This is a genomic window from Paenibacillus sp. NPDC058174 (assembly GCF_042883865.1).
In the GTDB taxonomy this organism is placed as follows: domain Bacteria; phylum Bacillota; class Bacilli; order Paenibacillales; family Paenibacillaceae; genus Pristimantibacillus.
Genome location: NZ_JBHVUY010000003.1, coordinates 364,203 through 381,599, shown reverse-complemented (window position 1 = coordinate 381,599; position 17,397 = coordinate 364,203). Strand labels below are relative to the sequence as shown.

The window sequence follows — 17,397 nt, the reverse complement described above, 5'->3', positions numbered from 1 at the left end:
CCGCCAACCGCAACTACCGTTGCCGTCAGCTGCTTGCTTTCTCCTTGCATCACGCTCGCGCTGTTCGGACTGATGTCCACGCTGGTGATTGCAGGAGCTGCTGTCACCGTGATTGTTGCCGTTCCTTTTTTGTTGCCGTTTACTGTTGATGTTGCCGTAATCGTGTAGTCGCCCAGTTCAGCGCCAGCCACTACCGTTACATTACCGGTATTGTCCACCGCCACATTGGCGCTGTCACTGCTTGTCCACGTTACCGTTGTTGCTGCTCCGCCAACTGCATCTACCGTTGCTGTTAGCTGCTTGCTTCCTCCTTGCACCACGCTCGCGCTGTCAGGACTGACACTCACGCTATTAACAGCTGGTGCTGCCGTCACCGTAATTGTTGCCGTTCCTTTTTTACTGCCGTCCACTGTCGATGTTGCCGTAATCGTATAATCGCCTAAGTCGGCATCTGCCGCTACCGTTACATTACCGGTATTGTCCACCGCCACATTGGCGCTGTCACTGCTCGTCCACGTGACCGTTGTCGCTGCGCCTCCAACCGCAGCTACCGTTGCCGTTAGCTGCTTGCTTCCTCCCTGCACCACGCTTGCGCTGCCAGGGCTGACACTCACGCTATTAACAGCTGGTGCTGCCGTTACCGTTATTGTGGCCGTTCCTTTTTTACTGCCGTCCACTGTCGATGTTGCTGTAATCGTATAATCGCCCAGTTCGGCATCCGCCGCTGCCGTCACATTCCCAGTATTGTCCACCGATACGTTAGCGTCACTGCTCGTCCACGTTACGGTTGTCGCTGCACCGCCAACCGCATCTACCGCTGCCGTGAGCTGCTTGCTTCCTCCCTGCATCACACTTGCACTGCTTGGACTAACATCCACACTATTGATTGCAGGCGGTACAGCCGTCCACTCCGCATACAACGTAACGTTCGCCGTTCCCATCTCCATGTTGGAGCCTGGGACGTATCTTGTTCCGCTTCCGTCAGCCAGCGTGTTCCAGCCCTCGAACGTAAAGTTCGTTTTAACCAGATTTCCCGTATTGCCAAGCAAGGCCACCGGATCTCCCTGCTCATAGGCAACATTGTCGACCGGTACACTGCCCGATGTTGATGCGTTAGCATTATAGGTTACGGTGTAAGTCGTAAATGGTTCTGGTGTAGTCTGCAGTATCGTTCCAGCTCCACCTGCCGACATAAACGCGCCTCTTCCATAGGTGATGCTAAATAGGCCTTTCCCAGTGCCGGTCGTACGGCTCACCCAGTTTAATCCATCACTAGAGGTGAACATAAGCCCAAGGTTACCCGACGCCGCATATACACCATTTCCGTAAACGACGCCTCTTAGACTATTCGAATTGCCGCTCGTTCGGCTCGTCCAGCTCACTGCATCAGTGGAGACCAGTATCCTTCCGCTGGTTCCCACTGCAATATACTTGCCGTTTCCGTAGGCGACACTGTATAACGTATTCGTGGTGCCGCTCGTTTGCTTGATCCAGTTCACTCCGTCTGCGGAGGTCATAATCACTCCAAAGTCCCCTACAGCCATATACAGGCCGTTTCCGTAGGTAACAAAAAGCAGAGTGCTCGTGATGCCGCTCGTTTGGCTCGTCCAGTTCGCTGCGTCGCTGGAGGTCAAAATTAATCCCGTGTTACCCACCGCCACATACTTGCCGTCTGCGTAAGTAACACTATTTAACGTAGTTGTTGTGCCGCTCGCTTGGCTCGCCCAGCTTGCTCCATTACTGGATGTTAGAATGACTCCATTGGCACCAACGACTACATACCTACCGTTTCCATAGGCGGCTCCGTTTAGCGATCTCGTAGTACCGCTTGTTTGGCTTGTCCAGGCCGTCCCGTTGCCGGAAGTCATGATCGTTCCCGCATCACCTACTGTCACATACATTCTATTTCCGTAAGTGATGCCATTTAGCGTATTCGTCATCGGATTCGTCACAATCGTCCAGGCTGTTCCATTTGAAGTGGTCAGAATTTTCCCACTTTCACTTAACGCCAAAAACGTGTTATTTACGAAGCGAATACCATTTATGCTACTAAGACCGCTATTTTGAGAAGCCCAATTCGTTCCATTGATAGAGGTTACAACTTTTCCGCTAAAGATATCTGTTGCCACGAATGTACTGTTTCCGTAGGCAATGTCATATAAACCATTTGTAACACCACTCGTCCTTTTCGTCCATGTGGTTCCATTAGGTGTAGCTGTCAGAATCGTCCCAGATCCGCCCGCCACTACAAACATGCCGTTACCAAAAGTGATGCTATGTAGATTATCCGTGGTACCACTCGTTCTTTTCGTCCAGGTCGTTACATTGGTGGCGGTCATAATAAACCCTGCATTCCCTGTCACCACATACGTGTTGCTGCCTCCATAAGTAACACTATTTAAACTTTCTGTAGTATTACTAGTTTGTTTCGTCCAGCTCACCCCATCGCTGGAGGTCAGAACCGTTCCACCTGTACCTACCACCACGAACAAGTTATTCCCAAAGGTAATACTGCTTAGAGCCGCTGAAGAGTTACTCACTCGGCTTGTCCAGCTCACACCGTCGCTGGAGGAAATAATCGTCCCGCTGCCCCCTACTGCCACAAACGTGTTATTTCCGAAAGCGACACCAGTAAGATCCATGACAGCGCCACTCGTTCGGCCGGTCCAGTCCAACCCGTTGCCAGAGGTTGCTACTGCTCCATTTCCTCCCACTGTCACATACGTTGATTTTCCGTAGGCGATGTCAAATAGATAGTCACCCGAAGGTACCGGATTCCGGATATTCCACTCGTCAAGAGGAGCTGCAGAAGCATACTGAGGAATATTAGCTGCAATTAATAGTAAAACCATAACTATCGATATCCACCGTTTGATCATGATTGGCTCTCACTCACTTTCATGCTGATGTACACTACTGTGACATTATAACGAGAGCGATGTTGCAAAATTGTTGCAAAACAAAAAGGAACCCGCTTCGGACAGCAGATTCCTTCTTGCAATTGCGGTCAATCCGTTAAGCTCTGAAGCAAAGCGGGAAGTGTCTCGCCTGGGGATGCTCCTAACTCGTTGCGGATAAATTCGGCGTATACTTCATAGTAAGCAGCGGCACGCTGGTAACCGCCTATTCGATAGTGCAGCTTCATCGCTGATTCCCGCAGCGATTCGTCATAAGGATCATGTTCAGCCAGCAGCTCGGCCAGACGAAGTATCTTGAACGGCTCCGCCTCAGAGCTCTCGTAATAGAGGAGCAGCTTTTTACCCAGATGCAAAAAATACTGCCGGTACTGCTTGCGGTAAGGCTCGCACCAGGCGCTGTCGAACTCTGGCAGGAAAGGCTGGCTGCAGCGTTGTACTAGCTGCTCTACACGAGTCAGATTATCGCTGTCGGGCTCTATAGCCTCCAGCACGAAGCTCTCCAATTCCATCGCATCCAAAGCCGGCGCTTCATCGGACATAACCAGCCTATAGCCATTCTTAACAGAAGTTAGCGTCATCTCCAGGCGGCAATCCCGGAACGTCTTGTTAATTCTGCTAACCGTGCTCCTAAGGTTAATGCCTGCTTTATCCGGATTCTGCGCCGGCCAGAGCGCCTCAATCAGCTCCCACTTGCTGACCTCCTTCTCCAAGGGCTGCAGCAGCATGTAAGCGAGCAGTTCCGCACACTTGGATGTTACCCAGCGAACGGGCTCCAGACCATCATCCAGCCGTAGTGCGAATTTGCCGAACAGCTCTGCAATGACCACCCGTTGTCCGCCAGTACCGGCAGCGGCTTTGCGATGCTGCCGTCTTTGTGTGACACGTTCCAGCGAACGCATCAAATCCTCCTCCATTACCGGCTTAAGCAAATAATCGAGCGCATTTACCCGGAATGCATCAATCGCATATTGATTATAGGCTGTAATAAATACAACCTCCATGTCAAGCTTGTCTGCATACACCTGTTTTGCAATCTCCAGCCCGCCCAGCTCCGGCATTTCAATATCCAGAAACAGTACATCAGGCTGCAGCGCCTTCGCCATTCCGAGCGCCTCGTGAGGATTCACAGAGCAGCCCAGCACCTTCACGCCGGCATTGACCAGCATTCTGTCGATTTGCTCCACAACCAGCAATTCATCGTCTACGACAACGGCTCTCATCATCCTGCCTCTCCTGCCTCTCCATGGGGTCCGGCGGCTCCCTCTCGGGAAGGAATCAGGAAGCTGACGGTTGTGCCATTCCCCTGAAAGCTCTCAATCCGCAAGCCTTGCCCGAATTCATTCGTCAGCCGCTTATGCACGTTAATCATGCCAATGCTGCCATCCATCCGCTCCGATTTGAAAATCCGCTCCTGCTGCTCGGCGGTCATACCGACCCCGTCATCCTGGACGGCAATCTGCAAGCCTTTCGGCCCCAGCTTTGCCCGAATGACCACCGTCCCCCCTGACAGCCGCTTCATCACACCGTGGCGGATCGCATTTTCAACCAGCGGCTGTAGAATCAAAGCCGGAATCAACGGCTCCGCCTGGACATCCACATCCCATTCCACATTCAGGCGTGTGCCAAAACGGGCCTTCTCCAGCTCAATATAGGATTTGGTGAGAGACAGCTCCCGCTGCAGACTGACCTTGGCATGACGAGGATCAAGGTCGAAGCTAAGGCGCAAATAATTGCTGAATTCACCGAGCAGCTTGCCTGCACGCGCACCGTCGCTGTAGCATAACGAGATAATGCCGCTTAAGGCGTTATAGACAAAATGCGGCTTGATCTGCGATTGCAGAAACAGCGTCTCCATGCGAATGGCCTGCTCGACTGCTTCCTTCGCCTGCAGCAGTGTTTGCACCCGCGCCAGCAGCTCCTTGCCGCTGAACGGCTTCACCAGAAAGTCATTGGCTCCCGCCTCGAAGCCCATGGCGATATCGGCTGGCGAGTTGCGCACCGTCAGCAGCAAAACAGGCAGCTTATAGAGCGGGTTCTCCTCCCGGATGCGTCTGCACACTTCATATCCTGATATCTCAGGCATCATCACATCAAGCAGGACCAGTGACAGAGCGTCGCGATGCTGCTGGATCAGCTTGAGTGCATCAGCACCATTGTACGCTACAAGAATGTGATAGCGGCTGGGCGCAAACAACTCCTGCAGCACCTTAATGTTGGAGGCATCGTCATCCACCAGCAAAATCTTCACCGTGCCGGCTTTCCCCTCCGATTGAGACGGTGTCTCTTCCATAACCGTCGAGCTTGTACCAGGCAGCAGTTGAGTCTCCAAGCTGACAGCGGATTCGGCACGGGCGGCCTCCAGCTGCCTCTGCGTTGCTGTCGCTTCCGGCAGCCGCAGTTCGAACTCGGAGCCCCTTCCCGGCTCCGACCATATCAATTCCAGATCGCCGCCCATTTGCAACGCAAGCGCCTTCGATATTTTCAGACCGAGACCGGAGGATTGGAACGCCGAAACCGCCGGCCCTTCTTCCCCTTTGTACAGATCAGCTTTGAAAAGCTCCTGTTGACGCTCCTTACTCATCCCCGTGCCGGTATCCACGAATGACAGACGGATCCAGCCGTCTCGAGATTCTGCGGCTACTGCCACGCTTCCCCGCTCCGTAAATTTTAGTGCGTTGCCGACAAGGTTCACGAGAATTTGCTTCAGGCGGTTTTCATCAGTGTACAGGTAGTAGGTTCCTGGAGGCACCTGATTAACCAGCTGCAACTGATCGTTCCGGCGCAAAACCTTCAACGCTTCTAATGTAGCCTGCACTGTGCCGCTGACGTCGAAGAGCCTGTTGTGAAACATCAAGCTTCCTTGCTGCAAGCTTTGAAAATCGATAATATCATTCACCAGCGTCGACAGACGGGTCGCCTGGGCAATAATAAATTCCAGATTGTTATGATGCCGCTGCGTTATCTCCTTCCCGTTCTGGTCGATGACCACCTGAGCCAGATTAATAATGCCATGCAGCGGCGTCTTGAACTCGTGGGATGTATGGATGAGAAACTCATCTTTTTGGCGGTCATAGGCAATTAACTGCTCGGCTAATCGCTCGTTCCGCATGTATGCATCGCGGACCCGATCCGACATGAGGAAGGATTGTGACAGAACGAGAAGCAGAGGCGTTACGATCATATAATAAGGGTTGTCGAGCGCCAGCTGATACCGGGCCTGAGCATACACCCAACTGATAATAAGGAAGAACAAGCCTAACAAAATATAATAAACTTGAACCCCGCCATTCCGGTAACGGAAAATCCAGCGAATAATAAATACAAAAACGAAAATATGCAGGACGATTCCAACCCAGAGAATATCCACTAAGTATTCGTTCGGAATCGCCGCCAACAAGGCCAGAGATACATAAGAGACCCGGCTCACCCATTTATATTCCCCGTTTTTTTGATGATTCAGATACAGATAGACATAGAGAGCAAACGAGATGATGGACACGTAAGGCAGGACAAAGAGCATTTTTTGCAGGAATACGAAGGACATCGCCGGGAAAAGAGTAGCCATAATAATCTCGTTGTCGATGCAGAAAAACAACCCTAATGACACGCAGAACAAGCTGAAAAAGGCGAGATAAGGCTCCCTTTTCCATTGCTTGAACATGCCTGCAAAATAAATCCCGAACACCAGCATCGTCGTGATGACAATCATATCCGCCAGACGGGCATTATCCCGCCGAGCCAATACATCCTCTGTTAGGCCGAATTCCGGTGCCTGAACCAATCCACCTGCTAAATAACGATAGCTTGCGATTTGAATAATGATGTCAATGGTGCTGGTATCCGCCTTTATCGTATCAAAAACCGGAAGGTTGCTAGGCACAAAACGCTCTGCCGACAGATCCGGTTTTCCGTTGCCGCCGAAGTCTGTTCCATTTATGTAGATGTGGCTGGACATGCGGATTTTTTTACCCCGCAGGCTGTAGAAATCCGGATTGCTGGTCTCGATGCGCAAACGGTACGTGCCCGCGCCATATCCGCTGCCTGAGGCATCACCCCAGCTCCCGGGAACGCGAATCATTCGGCGCTCTGCCTCCAGTGCCTTGCCATTGGTATCGAAATCTTGCGGAGTCAGCAGCTTGTTCTCATAAAACTCCCATTCTCCCCGCAGCGGCACAATCCCCTGCTTCGCAAAATCCCACTGCCTGGCGTCCAGCACCCCGCCTCTTGCTTCCGGGTACTGAAAGGTAGGATTCAGCCATTCATAGATGAATAATGAAGTAACGACAGTGAAGACAACAATCATGCCTACTAGTACCGTCAATTGTTTGCTCATTATGCCTGTTTCCCGCTCCATGTCCGTATCCTCGCCTAGTAATCATTTATAGTAAATTTATCCCATATAAAATACATGTCCTTATGGGTTACTCGACCCATATTCGCTGAACAGTTGGTTTATCTAGCTGGAAGCAAACATGATAAACATCCGGATTGGAGAGCGATTCCCACTCTTTATATCCAACACGGACATCATAATATTTAAGCAGGAGCGAAATCAGGTTCCCGTGTGAAACGAGTACTATATTTTCGCTGGGGCTGTTCAGAGCTTCCGAGACAACACTGCTGGCACGGCTCATAGCCATGCTGCTGGACTCCCCGCCTTCATAACATAAGTCTAAGTCATTGTACGTCTTGCGAAGCATGTCACGCCAATTCGCATGATTTTTTCCCGATAATACTCTTTCGGCTAATCTCGCATCCTTATTAACCTCTATGCCCAATTTCTCGGCTAGCGGTGTGATGGTGCGGACCGCTCTTTCATACGGACTCGAGATGATGTAATCGATATGTTTGTTAGAGAGAAAGTACGCAAGCTTTTCCGCTTGCTGGGCACCGGCAACGGTCAACCGCGCATCGGGTTCTTGCCCTTCTGCCTGGCAGTGTCTGACAACGTAGATGTTTTTCATTCGACACTCCTCCTATAGGCCGATATTACTTTTCAACCCTTTATAGCTCCCCGACTCTGGAAATCCATTCTGCACAAGGGTCATGAATTTCTCAGTAAATCCATAGGCTCCTAGATTATGAATAGGGACCATTGCGACATCATTTATAGGGTTACTATCAAACTCATTGGAAGGCAGTCGTATTTCCCCGCCTATCCTTTGAAGCAAGAAAGTTATATGTAATAGAGAAGCATCAGGTTTATCGCATAGATATAATAGCTTAGACACGGTTGTCTTAAGTCCTGTTTCTTCCTCAATTTCTCTTACAATTGCATCCTCTAATGTCTCGCCTTGTTCAACTCTGCCTCCCGGCAAAGACCAGTTTCGGTCAGACGTTACGTTTTGTTTAACTAATAAAATTTTTTCATTCTCAACTAGTACCCCAGTAACTCTAACCTGCAGAAGACTACTCATCACTTCTCGCCCCCTATTTTCAAAAGAATATAGTAGCATACAATACCTATTTATGGTAAATAAAAATAGCGTTACATAACTTGAAAAGAATCTTTCAAGCCATCCTGTACATACTGCTCACAAGGGCTGTCGCCCAGCCAGCCCGCAACATGCTATCATAAAAGAAAGAGAGTTTGAACGGAAGGGACGGTTGCACGGTGTCAGGAGATGAAGCGAACGAAGCACAGGCATTGGGATTGGGCCAATTGCTGTTATTGGATCGGATGGATGAAGGGGCTGCAGATAGCGATCCGCTGTATCCATTTGCGCTGGACGAGTTGCTTTGCCGCAGCGCCGGACAAGGCGGCCCTGCTATATGCCATATATGGCGCCATCCGCGCGCCTTCATTATGGGGCTGCGCGACAGCAGATTGCCGGCCGCTTATGAAGCGCAGCAATGGCTGGAGACGCAGGGCTGGTCGACTGCGGTACGCCATTCGGGCGGAGCTGCGGTGCCGCTCGACCAAGGCGTCGTCAACGTGTCGCTGATTTTGCCGAAGTCGGATACGCTGGACTTCCGCTTCCATGGCGACTTCGAGCGCATGTACGGCCTGATCCGGCATGCGCTCCGGTCTACAGGCCGCCAAGTAGACAAAGGCGAGATCGCGGGCGCTTACTGCCCCGGCGATTACGATCTCAGCATCGGCGGCCTGAAGTTCTGCGGCATCGCGCAGCGCAGGCAGGCGCATGCCTACATCGTGCAGGCCTTCGTCGTCGCTGCCGGATCAGGCCGCGAGCGGGCCGCGCTCGTCCGCTCCTTCTATGAGCGGGCGGCCGGAGGGGATTCTAACGCGGATTATCCCCGCGTTACGGAAGAAAGCACGGCCAGCCTCGAAGAGCTGGCCGATCTCGGTCCAAATGCCGCAGAGGTATTCGCCGAAGCGGTAAAACGGGTTATCCGGAGCGGCCAGACGGTGACAGGCATGCAAGAAGCGGCGGCCGTCCTCAACATGCCGACGGAGGAGCGCATCCGCGAGATGATCGGCACGCTGCGCGGCCGTTATGCAATAGAGCCGAGCGGCAGCTGATGCAGCAGCCACTAAGCATTCTCTTCTATAAAGAAATCCCCCGTTCACATGAACAAGCATGCGAATGGGGGATTTCTTTACTCCCTCTTCTATTCTGTTCCTCACCGCCGCTTCAGCAGCTGGTTAACAACTTCCGAGAGAACGAGGCCAATTGCAATAGTGCCCGAGAGCATAAATGCTTGAAAGCCGAGCTCCAGCGCAGCGTTATAGTTGTTCTCCACAACGTTGCGCATCGCATCATAGGCAATGCCGCCCGGAACGAGCGGTATAATGCCCGACACGTTAAAGACGATGATAGGCGTCTTGTACATTCTTGCGAACAGCTGGCTGATGACGGTTACGACGACGACCGCAATCAGCGTCGAGGGCACAACGCCGACTCCTAGCTGAACGCAGCTGATGTACATGAACCAGCCGGCCATGCCAACACTGCCGCATTGCAGCAGCATTCTTTTTGGCACATTGAAGATGAGGCCAAATGCGGCAGAAGCAATAAAGCTTGTAACCAGCTGTTCAATCCACATCATCATCCACCCTTCCTCTCTATCCCTATAACAGGGAAAGCACAACCGCAATGCCTGAACCAATCGCGAATGCCGTCAAGAACGCCTCTGCGCCTTTGGACAATCCTGACACCAGATGTCCTGCCATCAAGTCCCGGACAGCATTCGTAATATGCAAGCCCGGAACGAGCGGCATGACAGAGCCAATGATGATGATGTTCAGGTCTTCACCCAAGCCGTTTTGCACGAGCAAGACGGCTGTGACGCCAATTGCCGCCGCAGCTAGAAACTCGGCGAAAAACTTAACCGGTACAAAGCGATTCAGCAGCACGACGAGCAGGAAGCCAATCCCGCCAGCCAGAACGGCCGGCATGAAGTCGCCCCAGCCCCCGTGGAACATAATAGCGAAGCAGCCGCTCGCCAGTGCCGCTATCGCAATACGCAGCCATTCAGGGTAGGCGAATGGCTGCGTATCGGTGTCCTGCAGCAGGCGCAATGCTTCATCCGGTGCCATTCCATCTCTGCAGATGCGCCGGGAAATATCGTTGACAAGCGTTACTTTCTGCAAATTGACGGAGCGCTCCGATATGCGAATCAGCCGGGTAACAGGAGCGGCTCCGTCAATGGCGAACAAAATGCCGGTCGGCGTTACGTAGCTATGCGAATTATCATAGCCGTATGCGGCAGCAATCCGCCTCATCGTATCCTCCACGCGGGAAGTCTCGCCGCCGTTTTGCAGCATGATTTTGCCCGCAAGCAGACAGATCCGCAAGATGTCATGATCCGAGCAGGCAGCCATAACGGCGCCTGAAAAATGGACTGCGTCTTTATGCTCCTCCGCCTTAACGATGGCGCCGTTCCCCTTCCCGCTGACCATACGCTCCATCACCGGCCGCTCCTTTACTCTTCTTTGCGCTTAGTGCGCCGAAATTGCAGCTCCATCTCCATGCTCATGCTTCACCAGTGCATGCTTCTCCCACTTGCGGCTGCGCCAGCGCAGCGACATCAGAATGGCCCGCAGCCATTCATCGGAAGCAATCGCCAGCCAGATGCCAGGCAGACCCATGTCCAGCTTAAAGACAAACAGGTACCCCAATGGAACGCTGATCCCAACCATCGTGACCATACCGATCCACAGCGGGAAACGGGCATCACCCGCAGCACGCAGCGAGTTGATCAGCACGATGTTGATCGTGCGTCCAGTCTCCAGAACGATGCTGAAGAGCAGCACATGTGCGCCAAGCTTAATAATATTGAGATCATCAGTAAATATCGTCATCAATGGCTGACGGAATATCATAACGAGCGCCACCATCACCGCTGTAGCGATACTAGCTGAACGTACGCTTTGCCATACGCGGCCATAAGCCTCGTCCTTCCGGTTGCCGCCGACATATCGGCCGACGATGATCGAGGTGCCTACACCAACTGCAAAAGCGAATAAGTAGATAAACATCGAGATGTTCGATGCGTATTGACGGGCCGCCATCGACTCTTCGCCCAGAAAGGTCGCATAGAAAAGGAACACCATCTGGCAGCTTTGATACATGACCTGCTCAGTTGCCGAAGGAATGCCGATCTTTAATATTTTGCCAACAAACGCCTTGGATAATGAAAAATAATAACGGAACTGAATTTTGATCTCCATAATCCGGTACAGCAGCCACAGGAATACTAGCACCGCTATCAGCCGGCTAATGACAGTCGAGATTGCTGCCCCGTGCACACCCATCTCCGAAAAGCCGAAGTTGCCGAAGATCAGCGCGTAGTTGCCGATAATATGAACGATGTTCATGCCAAAGGATACGAGCATCGCTTCTTTCGTAAACCCGTGTACCCGAACGATAGCAGCAAGGGAATTCACAAGCGCCTGCAGAAAAATAAAGCCGCCTACGAAGGAAAGATAGCTCCTCGCATGCTCCAAAATTTCACCTTGCAGATTAAGAATCTGCAAAATTTGATTACAGAACAATAGGAACATGCCGCTGATCAATAAACCGACGATCAGATTCAATGTAATCGCTAAAGCTGAGATGCGAGCCGCGTCCTGAAGCCTGCGGGAGCCAATATACTGCGCCACAACAATGGATGCCCCGTTGCCAATAACCTCAAGAATAAGTATCGCGATATGCAGATACTGATTCGCTGCCCCAACGCCTGATACGGCGTTGTCAGAAATCGCGCTCAGCATAAGCGTATCGGCGATCCCCATCATCATAAATAAAAAGATTTCCAGAAAAATCGGCCAAGTCAAATAAAACAAATTAAAGGACTTGGCGTCCTTTTCCTCTAATGCTGCGCTAGCCAAGATGCCACCTTCTCCACTAATATCTGTATCTCTTTCTCTATTAAAACAAACCGTATATTAGCATAGTTCCGTGGCAATTGCATTAACAATATGAAACTTAACAGTAACTTCTTATTAAGGCGATTTACACCGGCTCTTGCGGCACGGAATGCTCTTCTTTTTGCCGGAATTCGGATGGCGTTTCTCCATACTTTTTACGGAACAGCTGGGAAAAATGCCGGATGTCTTGATATCCGATCCGCTCCGCGACATCCGCAAGCTTCAGCTTCGGATTCATCAGCAGCTTCTTCGCCTGCTCCATCCGGAGGCCAATTACGTATTCCTTGAAGCCGGAGCCTGTCTTCTGCTTAAACAGCTGGCTGAAGTAAACCGGATTCAAATAAACGATAGCCGCAACCTTCTCCAGCGACAGATCGGCATGGTAGTGAGTGCGAATGTATTGCAGCGCTACCTCGACCGCTTGGTCGCCGCCGCTGGCGTAATGCTCGTACACCTGCGTCGAAGAAGCCTGACGCATGCGCTGCACCTCAGCCGGCACGGCATTGATGTCTTGAATCAGCTCCGAATGCATGATCTGGAACGGAATTCGCAAATATTTGATCAAGTGAGTCCGCAGCTCATCCAACAAAGCACTCAGGCTGGAATGGGCATTCAGCGTAATGAGACCCAGCAGGCTTTTACTGTCTTGAATGGTCACAAAGCCGCTGCCATGCTTGCCAATCAGCTCGCCGAGCACATTCTCAATGATGAAATGTTCGAGATGAACGACTTTCTCGCTCTCCATTTTCACCATAATGAGATGAAATTGCGGATGGCTGTCCATAAACGGCTTCACATCGATCCGGCCAATATCGAGCCCCGACGCCCAGCGCTGAAATACGGCCTCACGCAAATATTTGCGGTTGACCCGCAGAAGCTCCGCTTCCTCCGTCAGCTCTCTCTCCTTGCCGATCTCTGCAGCCAGCTTCTCAATCATCTCCACCAGCACATCCTTGCCGATTGGCTTCAGCAAGTAATCCTTAGCTCCCAGCCTTACCGCTTCCTGTGCATACGAAAATTCAGAATGAGCAGAAATCACGACCCACTTCATATCCGGATAGCTGGCCGCAGTCAAATTCATCATTTCGAGTCCCGACATGCCTGGCATCAGAATGTCTGTCAACACGATATCGACCCTGTCTTTGCGAAGCTGTATAACCGCCTCCTCCGGGCTTGCTGCCAACAGCACATTATATTGAGGGAAGCGGTTGATAAGCGTACGCTTAATGCCCTCCCGGATGACTTTCTCGTCGTCGACGACTAGAATATTCATGGATCAAACTCCTTTCTGGAATCTACAGATGCTTTTTAGTGCTGTGAGGAATCCGCATGCTGACTTGTACTTGAGCTTGGGATCGGCATTGGCATCACGATGACAACTGTCGTGCCTACGTCCTGCTCGCTCTCGATGCGCAGCCCGTAATTGTCCCCGAACATAAGCGCCAGCCGGTGATGTACATTAGGAAGGCCAATTCCGCGGCGTGTTCTAGCTTCGCTCTTCTGAGCCGATCTCGTCGTTGCCATTACACCATTCTTGATGAATACCGGCTCATACATGGATTTGCGGATTGTCTCCAATGTCTCTTCACTCATGCCTACCCCGTTGTCTGCAATGACGATCCGGAATTCCTGCGCCTTCTCATCCGATTCGGCGTAGACGCGCAGCACACCAAGACGGTCAAGCGGTTCCAATCCGCTCTTCACCGCATTCTCTATAATCGGCTGCAGCGTCATCTTCGGCATCGGGGCATCCAGCCAGCTATTATCAATGTTAATCTCCGTCTCAATGCGTCCTTCCAGCCGGTTCTCGATAATCGTCATGTAATGGCGCATCTGATCCAGCTCCTGGCCCAGCGTCGTCTTGGACGCCTCCTCCCAGTCGCTGCTGTAACGGAACATATGCGACAAGGATAAAATGACACGGCCCAGCCTGTCATTCTCCCGTTCGTCCAGCATCCAGTAAATCATATCAAGCGTGTTGTATAGAAAATGCGGATTCACCTGCGACTGCAGCGCCTGCAGCTCCGCGTTCTTCTCGCTAATCGAAGAAAGTGTAATTCGTTCAATAAGCTCGTCCATCCGCAGCACCATTCTATTGAAGGAAGAGACGAGACTGTTAATTTCTTCGAAGGAGTTAACGTTAACCGCTCCGCGGAAATTACCAAGCTCTACCTGCTTCATCTCACGGATGAGCAGCTTGAGCGGCGAGGCAATATTGCGGGAAATTAACGATGCCAGGAACGTAGCGATAATAATGACGGCTAAAATAACAAACAGCAGATAGAGTCTCGTCTGAGCCAGTTCCGCACTGATGTCTTCTTTCGGCGTAAGGCTGTATACGGTCCATTCGGCCATAGCCGCGTTAGCCGCAACGATTAACTGATCGGTCTGATTGTCGACGACGATATCATTTCGTTTCGGACGCGGAAGTCCGGCGAAGGATGGCGGATCCTTCCGGTCCTCCGGCGACTCTACCGTCGGCTCGGTGGAAGCGATAATCCGGTTTTCACGATCGACAATGTATACCCGGCTGTTCGGGCTAATCGTGACGTTAGACAACGCCGCCAAAATCGGTTTCGGGTTAGTCTCAATTAACACAACGCCAATCGGCTTATAGTTGGTCAAGTCGTAGAGCTGTCGTCCAAAGACGAACACGGGGTCCTGCCGCAGAAAACTGTTGATCAACGAGCCCTCCGATAAGCCAAACCACTGCATTTTACCATTGGACTCCACCAGCTTCTTATACCAGTCTGTCGAGCTGTAATTAATATCAACGATGCCAGCGAAGCGCCGTTCGTAATTATATACTTTGCCTTTATTAGAAATAACATGAATGCCAATAATGTCGTCCCGCGAGTAATAGACGGCGCCCAATATATTCGTTATCGTCCGCTCGTTAATTACGCTGATCGCTGCATCCTCTTCCTTATCCCGCTCTTGCAGCAGCCTAAGCAGCTCGTAGTTGCTGTTGAGCGACTTGGTAACGCTGTCATAGCCTTCAAGCATCAGATCAAATAATCCAACCGTCTGCGAGATGTTCTTTACGGCCAGATCGCTGATCTTGGAATGGATAATTTCCGTCGTTTTCTGGTAATACAGCACGCTGACCAGAATGAGCAAGGTCAACATGGAGGTCAGAAAGAGAATAAAAAGCCTGCCGTGTATCGAATGCCGCTTAAAAATTCTTGCCATAAATCGATGCTCGCCCCTCCATGTCTATTTGCCCTGATTGTAACATAACGCACGGTTCATTTACGATTGAAAACATAAACGGCTTTGCCGCGGATACGGCAAAGCTCGAAATAGCCATTCAAGGCTCAAACGGAAAAAAGGCGAAGGGAATTAACCCTTCACCGCACCCGCTACCATGCCTTTAGTAATCTTGTCGGCAAGCAGGAAGTAAATGATCACGACCGGCAAAGCGCCAAGCACGAGGAAGGCCCCGATCGCACCATAGTTGACTGAATACTGGCTGACAAAGCTGTTCACCCCGAACGGAAGTGTCTTGAGTTTTTCCGACGAAATGAAGGTCGCTGCCAAAATGTACTCGTTCCAGATGTTGATGAAGGTAAGAATCATAACCGTCATCATCGGCGGTACGGATACTGGAAGGATGATATTCCAGAAGATCCGGAACACGCCCGCTCCATCCACAATCGCAGATTCTTCAATTTCATTCGGAATCGACTTCATAAAGCTGCTCAGTATGAATACCGCAACTGGCGTCTGGAAGGCGATATACGGCAAAATAATCGAAGCATGCGTATTGAGAATGTGCATATTTTTGAAAATGAGCATGAGCGGCAGCAGCGTTGCTTGCATCGGAATCATCATCCCGATCAGGAACAGCAGCAGTACAGCTTGGCCGTATTTCCATCTGAAACGGCTGATCGCGAATGAGACTAGCGATGCCAGCAGCAATACGCAAACCATTGTGACCAGTGTTACGAATACACTATTACCCAGGTACTTAAAGTAATTGCCGGATTCCACTGCCGTCTGAAAGTTCACCCATTGCGGCGACTTCGGCAAGGAGAAAAAACTGCCGGACAATATTTCTTCATTCGTTTTCGTCGAATAGATCAACAGCCAGAGGAGCGGATACAGCTGAGTAACGAGCAGCACGCCGAACAAGATAAAGACTAGTGCTTTGCCGATGCTGAATTTGCTCCGTGACTTTATCTTTGCAGATGGTTTGATTGCACCTGCTTGCGCAGCCTGATTCATGGCAGTTCCCTCCTCCATTACGTATATTTCCGTTCTAAGCGGTTAAAGATCAAGTTGATGAAGAACGTAGCGACGAGACAGAGCACAACCAGGAAGGCTGCAATCGAGCTGCCGTAGCCATATTTCATCGACAGGAACGACATGTTGTACATGACTGTCGAGATTACGTCGGTCGCATGAGCCGGACCGCCGCCTGTCATAACCATAATGAGATCAAACGATTGCAGTGAACCTATAAATGCAAGAACGATCGAGATCTTAATGATCGGAATATTCATCGGTAGGGTAATGTGCCAATCGGCTTTAAGCCCTTCAGCACCGTCAATTTTTGCTGCTTCATAAATGTCTGAAGGTATGTTTTGAATGCCTGTAAACTGAATCAATGTATGGTAGCCCAGGAACTGCCACACGGCTACAAAGTACAAGCTGTACATAGCCACGCTTGGATCAGTCAGCCAAGAATGTGTCCAGGATTGAAGTCCAATCGACTCCAGCACCTGATTAAGCATGCCGCCCATCGAAGCCGGGTTGTAGATCGTTTTCCACAGTTGGCCGATTACGACAACCGACAGAATTGCAGGCAGGAAATAGCTTGATACGAGGAAGTTCGGTTTCTTAACGAAACGGTTAAGCAGGATGGCCAGAAACAAAGCCAAAGGAATTTGAATACACATCGATACAACCGCGAACATTAATGTCCGTTTGACAGCTGGCCAGAACACCGCGTCATGGAACAGCATTTGCTTGAAATTGTCCAGCCCGATAAATTTCGACTCGCCGATTCCGTTCCAATCCAGCAAGCCGCTGTACAGGGATACGAGAATAGGGACGAATACGAAACAGACATAGAGCAGCAGACACGGCAACACGAACAGCGCTATCGTCCACTTCGATACTCTTAGTACGTTCATCTCGCGC

13 protein-coding genes are annotated in these 17,397 nt (G+C 51.0%); 1 reads left to right on the top strand and 12 read right to left on the bottom strand.

Translation table 11 applies throughout. The annotated features are described in order from the left end of the window. The 5 genes from ACFVVF_RS17865 to ACFVVF_RS17845 all read right to left on the bottom strand — a co-directional run. The coding region (locus ACFVVF_RS17865; RefSeq protein ID WP_387812389.1) for a beta strand repeat-containing protein at positions 1–2,852 on the bottom strand (2,852 nt) is incomplete at its 3' end. Positions 2,853–3,007: 155 nt separating this feature from the next. Continuing rightward, a complete protein-coding gene (locus ACFVVF_RS17860; protein WP_387812387.1) occupies positions 3,008–4,141 on the bottom strand; it encodes a response regulator in 1,134 nt (377 codons plus the stop codon). After that, on the bottom strand, positions 4,138–7,251 hold the full coding sequence (locus tag ACFVVF_RS17855; protein ID WP_387812384.1) for a hybrid sensor histidine kinase/response regulator: 3,114 nt from the start codon (positions 7,249–7,251) through the stop codon (positions 4,138–4,140). Before ACFVVF_RS17855 ends, ACFVVF_RS17860 begins: the two co-directional genes overlap by 4 nt. A gap of 88 nt (positions 7,252–7,339) precedes the next feature. After that, positions 7,340–7,882 carry a histidine phosphatase family protein gene (locus tag ACFVVF_RS17850; RefSeq protein WP_387812382.1) on the bottom strand — a complete coding sequence of 181 codons (543 nt, stop codon included), beginning with the start codon at positions 7,880–7,882 and terminating at the stop codon, positions 7,340–7,342. A gap of 12 nt (positions 7,883–7,894) precedes the next feature. After that, positions 7,895–8,335 (bottom strand): NUDIX hydrolase, encoded by a 441-nt coding sequence (locus ACFVVF_RS17845; RefSeq protein WP_387812379.1) that lies wholly within the window; start codon positions 8,333–8,335, stop codon positions 7,895–7,897. 263 nt (positions 8,336–8,598) lie between these two features. Between ACFVVF_RS17845 and ACFVVF_RS17840 the strand changes: the two genes are divergently transcribed. Then, positions 8,599–9,402: a lipoate--protein ligase family protein gene (locus ACFVVF_RS17840; protein WP_387813137.1), complete on the top strand. Its 804-nt coding sequence runs from the start codon at positions 8,599–8,601 to the stop codon at positions 9,400–9,402. A gap of 101 nt (positions 9,403–9,503) precedes the next feature. Here the strand turns inward: ACFVVF_RS17840 and ACFVVF_RS17835 are convergent, their stop codons facing one another. The 7 genes from ACFVVF_RS17835 to ACFVVF_RS17805 form a co-directional block, all read right to left on the bottom strand. Continuing rightward, positions 9,504–9,929 carry a threonine/serine exporter family protein gene (locus ACFVVF_RS17835; protein ID WP_387813134.1) on the bottom strand — a complete coding sequence of 142 codons (426 nt, stop codon included), beginning with the start codon at positions 9,927–9,929 and terminating at the stop codon, positions 9,504–9,506. Positions 9,930–9,951: 22 nt separating this feature from the next. After that, positions 9,952–10,704, bottom strand: coding sequence for a threonine/serine exporter family protein (locus ACFVVF_RS17830; protein ID WP_387813131.1), 753 nt, complete (start codon positions 10,702–10,704; stop codon positions 9,952–9,954). A gap of 117 nt (positions 10,705–10,821) precedes the next feature. Further along, positions 10,822–12,213, bottom strand: a complete 1,392-nt coding sequence (locus ACFVVF_RS17825) for an MATE family efflux transporter (RefSeq protein ID WP_387812376.1) — start codon at positions 12,211–12,213, stop codon at positions 10,822–10,824. Between the two features lie 124 nt (positions 12,214–12,337). Beyond that, entirely contained in the window at positions 12,338–13,525 is a 1,188-nt protein-coding gene (locus tag ACFVVF_RS17820; RefSeq protein ID WP_387812373.1) for a response regulator transcription factor, read from the bottom strand. A gap of 35 nt (positions 13,526–13,560) precedes the next feature. Beyond that, complete coding sequence (locus tag ACFVVF_RS17815) at positions 13,561–15,444, bottom strand: cache domain-containing sensor histidine kinase (RefSeq protein WP_387812370.1); 1,884 nt, start codon at positions 15,442–15,444, stop codon at positions 13,561–13,563. 150 nt (positions 15,445–15,594) lie between these two features. Further along, positions 15,595–16,479: a carbohydrate ABC transporter permease gene (locus ACFVVF_RS17810; RefSeq protein ID WP_387812368.1), complete on the bottom strand. Its 885-nt coding sequence runs from the start codon at positions 16,477–16,479 to the stop codon at positions 15,595–15,597. Positions 16,480–16,496: 17 nt separating this feature from the next. Further along, complete coding sequence (locus ACFVVF_RS17805) at positions 16,497–17,390, bottom strand: carbohydrate ABC transporter permease (protein ID WP_387812365.1); 894 nt, start codon at positions 17,388–17,390, stop codon at positions 16,497–16,499. Between the last annotated feature and the right edge of the window lie 7 nt (positions 17,391–17,397).

What these genes read in the sequence shown, in the direction of transcription:
- ACFVVF_RS17815 (WP_387812370.1), bottom strand. Translation starts at nt 15,444, where the DNA reads ATGGCAAGAATTTTTAAGCGGCATTCGATACACGGCAGGCTTTTTATT.
- ACFVVF_RS17855 (WP_387812384.1), bottom strand. Translation starts at nt 7,251, where the DNA reads ATGAGCAAACAATTGACGGTACTAGTAGGCATGATTGTTGTCTTCACT.
- ACFVVF_RS17850 (WP_387812382.1), bottom strand. Translation starts at nt 7,882, where the DNA reads ATGAAAAACATCTACGTTGTCAGACACTGCCAGGCAGAAGGGCAAGAA.
- ACFVVF_RS17845 (WP_387812379.1), bottom strand. Translation starts at nt 8,335, where the DNA reads ATGAGTAGTCTTCTGCAGGTTAGAGTTACTGGGGTACTAGTTGAGAAT.
- ACFVVF_RS17835 (WP_387813134.1), bottom strand. Translation starts at nt 9,929, where the DNA reads ATGATGTGGATTGAACAGCTGGTTACAAGCTTTATTGCTTCTGCCGCA.
- ACFVVF_RS17830 (WP_387813131.1), bottom strand. Translation starts at nt 10,704, where the DNA reads ATGGCTGCCTGCTCGGATCATGACATCTTGCGGATCTGTCTGCTTGCG.
- ACFVVF_RS17820 (WP_387812373.1), bottom strand. Translation starts at nt 13,525, where the DNA reads ATGAATATTCTAGTCGTCGACGACGAGAAAGTCATCCGGGAGGGCATT.
- ACFVVF_RS17860 (WP_387812387.1), bottom strand. Translation starts at nt 4,141, where the DNA reads ATGATGAGAGCCGTTGTCGTAGACGATGAATTGCTGGTTGTGGAGCAA.
- ACFVVF_RS17805 (WP_387812365.1), bottom strand. Translation starts at nt 17,390, where the DNA reads ATGAACGTACTAAGAGTATCGAAGTGGACGATAGCGCTGTTCGTGTTG.
- ACFVVF_RS17840 (WP_387813137.1), top strand. Translation starts at nt 8,599, where the DNA reads ATGGATGAAGGGGCTGCAGATAGCGATCCGCTGTATCCATTTGCGCTG.
- ACFVVF_RS17810 (WP_387812368.1), bottom strand. Translation starts at nt 16,479, where the DNA reads ATGAATCAGGCTGCGCAAGCAGGTGCAATCAAACCATCTGCAAAGATA.